This is a genomic window from Nitratireductor sp. GCM10026969, from assembly GCF_042660605.1.
Taxonomy (GTDB): Bacteria; Pseudomonadota; Alphaproteobacteria; order Rhizobiales; family Rhizobiaceae; genus Chelativorans.
Genome location: NZ_JBHSUM010000293.1, coordinates 1 through 1,390 on the forward strand (window position 1 = coordinate 1; position 1,390 = coordinate 1,390).

The following is a 1,390-nucleotide window of genomic DNA, read 5'->3' on the forward strand; positions in this document are numbered from 1 at the left end:
CCGGACGGCCGAGCGCGCCATGACGGCGGTCTCATGGCCAGGACGCCTGCAGGCCATGCCCGAGGGCCGGCTTTCGGCGCTGGCGCCTCAAGGCGCGGAGATCTGGATTGACGGCGGGCACAATCCGGGCGCGGGCGCCGTGATCGCCGAGGCGCTGGCGGAATCGGAGGAACGGCGGCCGCGCCCGCTTATCCTCATCGCCGGGATGCTGAGCACCAAGGACCAGACCGGCTATTTCCATGCCTTCCAGGGCATGGCGCGGCATGTCTACACGGTTCCGGTGAGAAGCAGCGAGGCGGGCGTGCCCAACAGCGAACTGGCCGCCCGCGCCGGCGAGGCCGGATTGTCCGCGGAACCGGTCAACTCGGTCGCCAATGCGTTGAAGCTGCTTGCCGATACCTGGGAAGGCGAGACACCGCCCCGGATCCTGATCGGCGGTTCACTATACCTCGTCGGCGAGGTGCTTGCCGAAAACGGCACGCCGCCGGAGTAGTACCAGCGGTCCTCAAACGCCGACGGTCAAAGGAAAATTCCGAACCGCAACAAGAAAAAGGCCCGACATCAGCCGGGCCTTTTGCCTGAAGTTCATGGAACGGGACAGCCTCACGCGACCGCGCCGCCGATCCAGGCCGAAAGGGCCGTCTTGGGTGCGGCGCCCACCTTCATGTCGGCCACTTCACCGTCCTTGAAGATCATCAACGTGGGGATCGAGCGCACGCCATACTGTGCGGCGAGCTCCGGATTCTCGTCGATGTTGAGCTTGGCGACCTTGATCTTGCCGTTCAGCTCGGTCGAGATCTCCTCGAGCGCGGGGGCGATCATCTTGCACGGTCCGCACCATTCCGCCCAGAAGTCCACCACCACGGGTTCGCTTGCCTGCAGCACATCGGACTGGAAGTTATTGTTGTCGACAGTGACGGTGGCCATCAGCCTCTCCTTGAGAAAACAAGAGTCGCTCCGGGATGTGGGAAGCGGCGTATAAGAGTTCAAGCGCCCTTTTCTCACGCTCTCGTGAGCCGGGCAAGGGCGGACGCCAGCGCCTCGTCCGGCACGGGGAGGAGGCGCGGTGCCTCGGTGAAGAGCAGGGCGGCCTCGACGGCCTTGCCCGGATAGAGTGGCTTCAACAACTCCGCGTAAAGGGCGAGCTGAGCGACATAGGGCAGCGGCGCTTCGGAAAGGGTGCCGGGGGCGGGGCGATTGGTCTTGTAGTCGACGATCAGGACGCGATCCTCCGTCGCCGCCAGCCGATCCACCTTGCCGGCGACCGCGCGACGCACGCCGCCGACGGTCAGCTCGCCCATGACGGAAACCTCGGCGCGCGAGCCGGGCGCGAAGAGGGGCGCGAAACGGGATTCGTTCAGGATCGCCAGCACAGAGCGGCAGGCGCTTT

Annotated in this window: 3 protein-coding genes; 1 reads left to right on the forward strand and 2 read right to left on the reverse strand. The window is 65.8% G+C overall.

Annotated features, from left to right (window positions below):
• Positions 1-493 (forward strand): glutamate ligase domain-containing protein (locus ACFP9U_RS25010; protein ID WP_378625584.1); only part of this gene is annotated, 493 nt, incomplete at its 5' end.
• A 110-nt stretch (positions 494-603) separates the two neighbouring features.
• Here the strand turns inward: ACFP9U_RS25010 and trxA are convergent.
• Positions 604-927 (reverse strand): thioredoxin, encoded by a 324-nt coding sequence (gene trxA / locus ACFP9U_RS25015; protein ID WP_378625585.1) that lies wholly within the window; start codon positions 925-927, stop codon positions 604-606.
• Positions 928-1,001: 74 nt separating this feature from the next.
• Positions 1,002-1,390 (reverse strand): PD-(D/E)XK nuclease family protein (locus tag ACFP9U_RS25020; RefSeq protein ID WP_378625587.1); only part of this gene is annotated, 389 nt, incomplete at its 5' end.